Annotated in this window: 5 protein-coding genes; 2 read left to right on the top strand and 3 right to left on the bottom strand. The window is 58.9% G+C overall.

What is annotated here, in order from left to right:
• Nucleotides 1-26 precede the first annotated feature (26 nt).
• Nucleotides 27-566: a gamma carbonic anhydrase family protein gene (locus G5332_RS19605; protein WP_421173182.1), complete on the top strand. Its 540-nt coding sequence runs from the start codon at nt 27-29 to the stop codon at nt 564-566.
• Nucleotides 567-656: 90 nt separating this feature from the next.
• On the opposite strand, the gene polA is transcribed toward G5332_RS19605, so the two are convergent.
• Nucleotides 657-3,422, bottom strand: coding sequence for a DNA polymerase I (polA, locus tag G5332_RS19600; protein ID WP_421173177.1), 2,766 nt, complete (start codon nt 3,420-3,422; stop codon nt 657-659).
• Nucleotides 3,423-3,822: 400 nt separating this feature from the next.
• Between polA and elbB the strand changes: the two genes are divergently transcribed.
• A complete protein-coding gene (gene elbB / locus G5332_RS19595; protein ID WP_227341734.1) occupies nt 3,823-4,473 on the top strand; it encodes an isoprenoid biosynthesis glyoxalase ElbB in 651 nt (216 codons plus the stop codon).
• A gap of 77 nt (nt 4,474-4,550) precedes the next feature.
• On the opposite strand, the gene G5332_RS19590 is transcribed toward elbB, so the two are convergent.
• Complete coding sequence (locus tag G5332_RS19590) at nt 4,551-4,760, bottom strand: cell division protein ZapB (RefSeq protein ID WP_005342050.1); 210 nt, start codon at nt 4,758-4,760, stop codon at nt 4,551-4,553.
• A 246-nt stretch (nt 4,761-5,006) separates the two neighbouring features.
• Nucleotides 5,007-6,287: a hypothetical protein gene (locus G5332_RS19585; RefSeq protein WP_227341733.1), complete on the bottom strand. Its 1,281-nt coding sequence runs from the start codon at nt 6,285-6,287 to the stop codon at nt 5,007-5,009.
• Between the last annotated feature and the right edge of the window lie 18 nt (nt 6,288-6,305).

Below are 6,305 nucleotides of genomic sequence, written 5' to 3'. Positions count from 1 at the left end.
GAATGGCCGAAAACAAGGAGGCAAAGATGGACTTGCGACTGAGACCCTACAAAGGACAACGCCCGCAATTGGGCAAACGGGTATATGTAGACCCCTGCGCCACCCTGGTGGGCGATATCGAGCTGGGTGACGATACCAGTATCTGGCCCATGGTGGCGGCACGGGGGGATGTGAATCATATCCGTATCGGTGCCCGCAGCAACATTCAGGACGGCACTGTGCTGCACCTGACCCGCAAGAGCGCCAGCAATCCGACCGGCTATCCACTGCTGATCGGTGAAGATGTCACGGTCGGCCATAAGGCGATGCTGCACGGCTGTACCATCGGCAACCGGGTATTGGTCGGTATGGGAGCCATTCTGCTTGATGGCGTCGTGGTTGAAGATGATGTGATGATCGGAGCTGGCAGTCTGGTGCCGCCGGGCAAGCGACTCGAGTCAGGCTTTCTATATATAGGTAATCCCGTCAAACAGGCTCGCCCACTTAAACCTGCCGAGATCGCCTTCCTCAAAACCTCGGCCGACAATTATGTGCTGCTCAAGGACGAGTATCTGCAAGAAGCCTGACACCCCGCCACCATAAACAAGAAGCCCGGCATGATGCCGGGCTTCGCTTCTTATATAGCTATATAGCAGCTCAGAAAGGCTGGCTGGAAATCAGTGGGCCTGATCCCAGTTGTCGCCGGTGCCCGCTTCCACCACCAGCGGCACATCCAGTTCGGCTGCGGCTGACATCTTCTCCTTGATGATGGCGATGTACTCCTCCAGCTTCTCTTCGCGGATCTCGAACACCAGTTCATCGTGTACCTGCATCAGCATGCGGATCGACTCATCTTCTATCCCGCGGATCCAGCTGTCCACGTTGATCATGGCGCGCTTGATGATATCGGCAGCCGTACCCTGCATGGGCGCGTTGATGGCTGCCCGTTCGGCAGCCTTGCGCAGACCGGCGTTGCGGGACTTGATATCCGGTAGATATAAACGACGGCCAAACAGGGTTTCGACATAACCCTGGGCCTCCGCCTGCTGACGGGTGCGCTCCATATACTCCAGTACGCCCGGATAGCGCTCGAAGTAGAGATCCATGTACTTCTGCGCCTCGGCACGGCCGATACCCAACTGCTTGGCCAGACCAAAGGCACTCATGCCGTAGATGAGACCGAAGTTGATCGCCTTGGCACTGCGGCGCATGTCACTGGTCACCGCATCAAGCGCTACACCAAACACCTCGGCGGCAGTCGCCTTGTGGATATCCTTGCCCTCGGCAAAGGCGGTCAGCAGCCCCTTGTCACCGGAGAGGTGCGCCATGATACGCAGCTCGATCTGGGAGTAGTCCGCCGCCACCAGCTTATAACCGGCGCACGGGATGAAGGCCTGCCGGATGCGGCGCCCCTGTTCGTTGCGTACCGGGATGTTCTGCAGGTTGGGATCGGTGGAGGAGAGCCGACCGGTCGCCGCCACCGCCTGATGATAGGAGGTGTGTACCCGTCCGGTCTGCGGCTTGATCATCAGCGGCAGCTTGTCGGTGTAGGTGGACTTCAGTTTGGCCAACCCACGGTGCTCCATCAGGAGGCGCGGCAGCTCATAGGTCTCCGCCAGCTCGGCCAGCACCTCTTCCGCAGTGGATGGCGCCCCCTTGGGGGTCTTTTTGATGATCGGCAGCCCCAGCTTGGTGAAGAGGATCTCCCCAAGCTGCTTGGGTGAGGAGAGGTTGAACTCCTGTTCGGCCAGCTCGTGGGCCTGCTTCTCCAGCTCCGCCAGACGCACTTCGATCTCCTGGCTCTGCTGGTGCAGCAGCTTGGGATCGATGGTGGTACCGAGCAACTCCATCCGCGCCAGTACAGGTAACAGCGGCAGCTCGATCTCGCTGAATACCTTGGCGAGACCCGGCACGGCCTCCAGCTGACCCCACAGGGTCTGGTGTAGACGCAGGGTGATATCGGCATCTTCCGCCGCATAGGGAGCGGCCTGCTCCAGCTCGATCTGGTTAAAGGTGAGTTGTTTCACTCCCTTGCCGGCGATATCTTCAAACGAGGTGGTCTCGACCCCGAGGTAACGCTTGGCCAGCGAATCCATATCGTGACGACTGGCGGTGGAGTTGAGCACATAGGATTCGAGCATGGTGTCGTAGGCAATGCCCTGCAGGTCGATGTCGTGGTTGAGCAGCACGTTGCGATCGTACTTGAGATTCTGCCCCACCTTGAGACGGGTCGGATCTTCCAGCAGCGGTTTGAGCTTGCCCAACACCACAGCCTCGCTCAGCTGTAACGGTGCCCCCAGATAGTCATGGCCAAACGGCACATAAGCAGCCTTGCCCGGCTCAACCGCGAAGGAGACGCCGACGATCCGCGCCTCCATATAGTCGAGACTGGTGGTTTCGGTATCAAAGGCAAACAACGGTGCCGCTTTCAGCTGTTCCAGCCAGCCGTCAAACTCGGCTTCGTCCAGAATGCAGCGGTAGTCGGTTTCGATGGCGGCAACCGGAGCGGCGCTCTCATCGCCAGCCTCGTCTTGTCCGGCGCTCTCGCTGCCCTCTTCACCACCGGATTCCAGCTCCTTGATCAGGTTGCGCAGCTCGTATTCGCGATAGACCGCCAGCAGGGACTCCTTGTCGACCGGCTTGAGCAACAGCTCTTCCAGACTCTGTTCCAGCTCGACATCGGTCTTGATGGTCGCCAGTCGATAGGAGAGGCGAACCTGCTCCTCCTGCTCGCGAAACTTGTCGGCGAACGCCTTGGAGCCACGGAAGCCGAGCGCAGCTACCTTGTCGAGGTTGGCGGCAATCTCGTCGATGCTGCCAATCCCCTGCAACAGGGCCAGTGCAGTCTTTTCACCGACGCCGGTCATGCCGGGAATGTTGTCGACCTTGTCCCCCATCAGAGCCAGATAGTCGATGATGAGCTCGGGCGGTACGCCAAACTTCTCGATCACCCCTTCCCTATCGGTCTTCACATCTTTCATGGTGTCGATCAGGGTGACATGGTCGGAGACCAGCTGTGCCATATCCTTGTCACCTGTGCTGATCAGTACCGGCAGCTGCTTCTCGGTCGCCTGGCGGGCCAGGGTGCCGATCACGTCGTCAGCCTCCACCCCCTCCACCATCAGGAAGGGGAAGCCCATCGCCTTGATCATCTGGTGGATAGGCGCGACCTGGCTGCGCAGATCGTCCGGCATGCTGGCACGGGTCGCCTTGTACTCGGGATAGATGTCATCGCGGAAGGTCTTGCCCTTGGCATCAAACACCACGGCCACATGACAGTCAGGATATTGCTTGCGCAGGCTGCGCATCATGTTGGCCATGACACGGACGGCGCCGCTTGGCAAACCGGTCGATGTGCGCAGATCGGCCTGCTGGGAGGCGAAGAAGGCGCGGTAAAGATAAGAGGAGCCGTCGACCAGAATAAGGGGGTTGCTAGGGGCCATGAAATCGTCCTGCCAGAGATAAACAGCCGCTAGGATGCCACAGGCCCCCCCTCACACCAAGGGGCGTAGCAACAGTACACAACGCCTGATAAATGGACTCAGCCTGTGGATAACTCTGTGTTCAAAAATGGAGTGCATCAGAGTGCACAGTGACAAAGCTGTGCATAAGAATATAAAAAACCATTAAAAACAATATATTGAGATCGCAAAAACCGATCGCAAGACAGTTAGAATGATCTCGATCAATGTGGAAAAAGATTTAAGGGAGTAGGTACGGCAGGATCCAAAACGAAACAATCCTAGCACAGCAAGATGACTTGACCAGCAGATGGCGAGCGATAACCATACAAAAGTACAACAATCCATCTTGGCTCACATTTTCAACAACGAGGAGTTTGCCATGAAAAAAGTGGCCGTGATTTTGAGTGGCTGCGGTGTCTTTGACGGAGCCGAAATCCATGAGGCCGTCATCAGCCTGCTGGCGCTGGCCCGTCAGGGAGCCGCCGTCCAGTGCTTCGCCCCGAACGTGGCGCAGCTCCATGTCATCAACCACCTGACCGGTGAAGTGAGCAAGGGAGAGAGCCGCAACGTGTTGGTCGAAGCGGCCCGCATCTGCCGTGGCCAGATCAAGGATGTGGCCGAGCTGGATGCGGTAGATTATGACGCCCTGCTGGTGCCCGGTGGCTTTGGCGCTGCCAAAAACCTGTGCGACTTCGCAATCAGGGGCGCCGAATGCCAGATCCAGCCCGATGTGCTGAAAGCGTGCCAGAGCTTTGCCAAAGCCAATAAACCGGCCGCCTATATCTGCATCGCGCCCGCCATGATCCCGCTGATATATGGTGCTGGAACGCTGGCGACCATCGGCCATGACGAGGGTACCGCCAACGCCATCGAGGAGATGGGTGGCAGCCATCTCAACTGCCCGGTCAACGAGTTTGTGGTGGATCAGGAGCGCAAGGTGATCTCCACCCCCGCCTACATGCTGGCCAACAACATAGTCGAAGCCGCGGACGGCATCGAGAAGACAGTCAAACAACTGCTGGCGCTGTAATTCCCATCCCGCCAAAACAAAAATAGACGGGCCGCTCATAGAGCGGCCCGTTTTCAATTCTGCCTGAAGGCGATGAATTAGATGGTTTCGCCCATCTGATCCATTTTACCCAGCAGGGCACGCAGACGCTCCTGCCATGCAGCGTGCTCGTTACGCAGCTGATGGTTCTCGTCTTGCAGCTTGCTGTTCTGTTCTTTCAGCTCGTCCAGCTCCATCTTCAGCAGGGAGATGTTGTCGACAGCGGATTGTACTTTGGATTCGAGTTGCTCAAGGACTTCTAGTGACATATGCATACCTGTTTGTTCAATTGCGATGCCCCACAGAGGGCGATTCAAGCGCGTGGAGCCAGCATACCCCGAGCCTATCGGCACAAACAAGCCAGTGCGCTGTAAAATGCGCCTTCCATAGATGTATTGTCTAAATATGCGTCTATTTTTCTCGCATCCTGCGCCAGAGCCGCGACAACACTCTAAACCGTACCTAAAAAGCGCCGCTACCAACGCATCATTGATGCCATCCTGATGGCACGGTCGCTATCCATGCAAGGCGATATAAGCCCCCAGCAACAGACAGGCGACCACATACATCAGCAGGCCGTAAAGCAGGTTCCAGCGCAGGATCAGCCCGGCACTGAGGTTGTAACGGGAGGCCAGCGCCAGATTGGATCCGGAGAGCGGACTGGTGCCGGTGGCAAGCCCCCATCCCAGCAGGAAACACATACCGAGCAGGCTGGGATCCGGCGCCAGCGGCCAGAGCAGTGGCGCCAGCCCGGAGATACTGATGAGCGGATGCACCCCGACGATGGCCACCAGCAGGATCAGCAGCAGAGTGAGGGATGCCTCCAGCCAGCCAAAGTGATTGAACAGCGGCAGGCCGTGACCGGCACCGAAATCGATGACCGACAGCGCACTGTTGATGCCTGCCGCCAACAAACCGGCCCCCAGAAACAGCACCAGCTGACCGCCGATGGCGGGGAAACGCTCCACCACCTGCCGCTTGAGGGCCGCCTTGCGCCCTGTCCTCGGCATAAAGAGCAGCGCCAGCAGCGGGGCCACCAGTGCGATCACCGCCAGAATGCCGAGCTGGGGCCAGATCTGCTTGATGAGCAGTACCAGCAACGCCAGCGTGACTGGCAACCCCAGTGTCTGCAACCGCAGCGGATAACCGGCAAAGTCGGCCACTCCGATCCTCTCCACCTGCCAGGCAGTCAGCCCCATCGCCAGCAAGGCGGCGAGGATCCCGAACGGCAGAATATGGGAGAGCTGCAAGCCCGGCGCATAGGTGAGCGCCACCGCCATGGCGACAAAGAAGGGTGACCAGAAGGCGGCGGCACAGAAGATCCGGCTCAGCACCATCACCTGACGCCGCTCCAGGGTGCCATTACGCTCCAGCCGATCGCCGATGATAAAGAGCACCGAGAGATTGATGACCGCCCCCAGCAGATTGAGGCTGGCCATGGTGCTCCACAGCCCCTTGCGCCCGGTCCAGGAGGTGGTGCCGGTCAGCAAGCCGGAAGTGGCAAGGTTGAGGGTGCTCACCGCGGCAAACATGGTGAGCATATTGATATTGGGCAGCAGCCAGTCACCGGCAATGAGGGTCGCGCCCTGCCACCAGGAGAAGATCAACAGCAGCAGGGCGGCACTATACAGGGCCAGCGCCTGCCGCCTGGCGGCCCCTACCAGCCAGGGCCAGGTGAGCAGTGACGCCCCCCAGGCTGCAATGGCCGCGGGCCAGGGGGAGAGACCCAGATAGAGATGAAGCAGGTTGAGCAGCCACATCCCCAAAATCAGATAACCCGACCAGCGTTTGGCCATCGACGCCTCCGGTCAGGA

The organism is Aeromonas sp. 603757, from assembly GCF_049171255.1.
GTDB classification, from domain to species: domain Bacteria; phylum Pseudomonadota; class Gammaproteobacteria; order Enterobacterales; family Aeromonadaceae; genus Aeromonas; species Aeromonas veronii_A.
Note: the sequence above shows the minus strand (reverse complement) of the source record. Positions and strands in the feature narration are given on the sequence as shown.

Coding starts and splice junctions, on each gene's coding strand:
- elbB (WP_227341734.1), top strand. CDS start 3,823: ATGAAAAAAGTGGCCGTGATTTTGAGTGGCTGCGGTGTCTTTGACGGA.
- G5332_RS19585 (WP_227341733.1), bottom strand. CDS start 6,287: ATGGCCAAACGCTGGTCGGGTTATCTGATTTTGGGGATGTGGCTGCTC.
- polA (WP_421173177.1), bottom strand. CDS start 3,422: ATGGCCCCTAGCAACCCCCTTATTCTGGTCGACGGCTCCTCTTATCTT.
- G5332_RS19590 (WP_005342050.1), bottom strand. CDS start 4,760: ATGTCACTAGAAGTCCTTGAGCAACTCGAATCCAAAGTACAATCCGCT.
- G5332_RS19605 (WP_421173182.1), top strand. CDS start 27: ATGGACTTGCGACTGAGACCCTACAAAGGACAACGCCCGCAATTGGGC.